A 1,929-nucleotide genomic window follows, 5' to 3' on the forward strand; every position below is an offset into this window, starting at 1 on the left:
GGTCATAAAATAGAGGAAACCATTCATCTATTAGAGGCCAATGGCCCCTACGATTTAGGTTACAATGACGCAGATACCTACAGAATTGGCTATGGAATAACGGGCTTTGAGACTTTCCATGTAGATGTCCCGGAATCCCTACGAGGTCAAGTTGCCACAGTGAAATTTGAAATAGAAGAGGGGACAGTTTATCTGGATGATGTGTTCTTCAAGAGCCTTCATACAAAACTTGGGAATCCTACTTTTGCTCGACATGACGCAGATACTCACCGTGAGAACTACCTAATTGAGAAGCCACAGTACGCGCTTTCTTACAACGATGCCACTAAAACTCCCAATTGGGTGAGTTGGCAACTCAACAACACCTGGCTAGGTAATGTCAGGCGACCCGGGTCTGCTGGTACTGTCCCACCCGGTTATCCTCCAGCAGGTTTTCCAGATGGAACTTATCCAGCAGATAAACTAGACTATCCCTGGCTTGGAGATCGCGATTTACCTGATAGCTGGGTACGCACAGAGGGGCCTGACTACCGATTTAACCAGCGTGGAATGGAAAGAGGACATATGGTTCCGGTAGCAGATCGCAATCGCACCAGTAAGGATGTTTACTCTACATTCCTCACCTCGAATATGCTGCCTCAACACGGTAATGGGAATAATCGAGGTGCGTGGCAAAGTTTTGAACGGGATATTCGCGCCTCGATTGAAAACTCCGGCGTGGCGAGAGATTACTATATCATTGCTGGCGGATATGGATACGATCCGAATCGTGCTATCGGAAACCAAGTTTCAGTCCATCCAGATGGTCACACGGTACTTGACCCAAATGGGACTTGGACAGTGAATCCCAAAGGAATTTTAATTCCTGAGTTTACTTGGAAGATTGTAGTACCTCTGGTGCCTGGTCAGAGTATTGGTGATATCCCAGCTAACACAGAAGTGGTTACTATCATGGTGCCTAACCGAGACAGTCTGGTTACTCCGAAAAACTTCCCACTGCCGGGGGAAACTAATCGCACAATCACAAACTGGAATAATTGGCGAGATTGGCGTGTGAGTATTAACTATTTGGAAAATTTAACGGGCTATAATTTCCTGTCTGAGTTACCTCAAAACATTCAAGAGGCGATTGAATCTAGAGATAACGGATTATTGCCTAGTTAGTACACCGCTTCTAGCGTAGCCGATGTACATCCTACCTTTACTTCATTCCGCAAGTACGTTGGTGATCGTGTCCCCGTTGGGCATGATGGTGCTGCTTAGGTAGCAGCCGTTCAGGCTATCCCCTTCCACGAGGACATATCTAAGGTTGCATCTGTAAAAGGATGATTCATCCAGGGGGGGAACTCTTCTGAGATTAGCACCTTCAAGATCGACTGTGTCCATACAAACTTCCGTCAGGTTTGCTCCCTCAAAGTTAACTTGCTTCAAACTAGAATTTCTGACGGTGGCACCGTTTAGGTTGGCACCACTAAGGTTGGCATCATTCAACTCAACTTCCTCCAAAAGGATATCGGCCATATTGGCACTATGGAGGTTGGCACCGCTCAGGTTAATATCTTTTAGGTGGGCAGCGTACAAATCGGCACCACTGAGGTTAATGCCACTCAAGTTGGTTCCCTGTAGACTGATATAGCTCAAACCAATTCCAGCAAAATCCCTCTCACCAGCAGCATATCGCCCGCTCAATTCCTCAACAGTCATGTTTTTCATAACTTATCTCCGGCATCCTTTTAACTACCCCATCAATAATAGCGCGGTAAGCTTTTGCTATACCACAGGCGATCAGGCTGGTTTTACCCCGGATGACACTGAAAATAGTCCGCATCGACAAGCATTAGCCTGGTATGCAGGAACGACTAATCTCAGTGGTAGTGAATTGCCACTGTTAGAAGGAGCAAGGGAAGGGGAGAAGATTTACCGACGTTT

Annotated in this window: 3 protein-coding genes; 2 read left to right on the forward strand and 1 reads right to left on the reverse strand. The window is 46.5% G+C overall.

The features are described 5' to 3' along the window. A partial coding sequence (locus NG833_RS23305; RefSeq protein ID WP_254567664.1) for a DNA/RNA non-specific endonuclease occupies window positions 1-1,164 on the forward strand: 1,164 nt, incomplete at its 5' end. Between the two features lie 42 nt (window positions 1,165-1,206). Here NG833_RS23305 and NG833_RS23310 read toward each other — a convergent pair. Continuing rightward, a complete protein-coding gene (locus NG833_RS23310) occupies window positions 1,207-1,713 on the reverse strand; it encodes a pentapeptide repeat-containing protein (protein WP_254567665.1) in 507 nt (168 codons plus the stop codon). Between NG833_RS23310 and NG833_RS23315 the strand changes: the two genes are divergently transcribed. Further along, a partial coding sequence (locus tag NG833_RS23315) for a hypothetical protein (RefSeq protein WP_254567666.1) occupies window positions 1,703-1,929 on the forward strand: 227 nt, incomplete at its 3' end. The genes NG833_RS23310 and NG833_RS23315 overlap by 11 nt on opposite strands.

It is taken from the genome of Oscillatoria sp. HE19RPO (genome assembly GCF_024220515.1).
Taxonomy (GTDB): Bacteria; Cyanobacteriota; Cyanobacteriia; order Cyanobacteriales; family Laspinemataceae; genus Laspinema.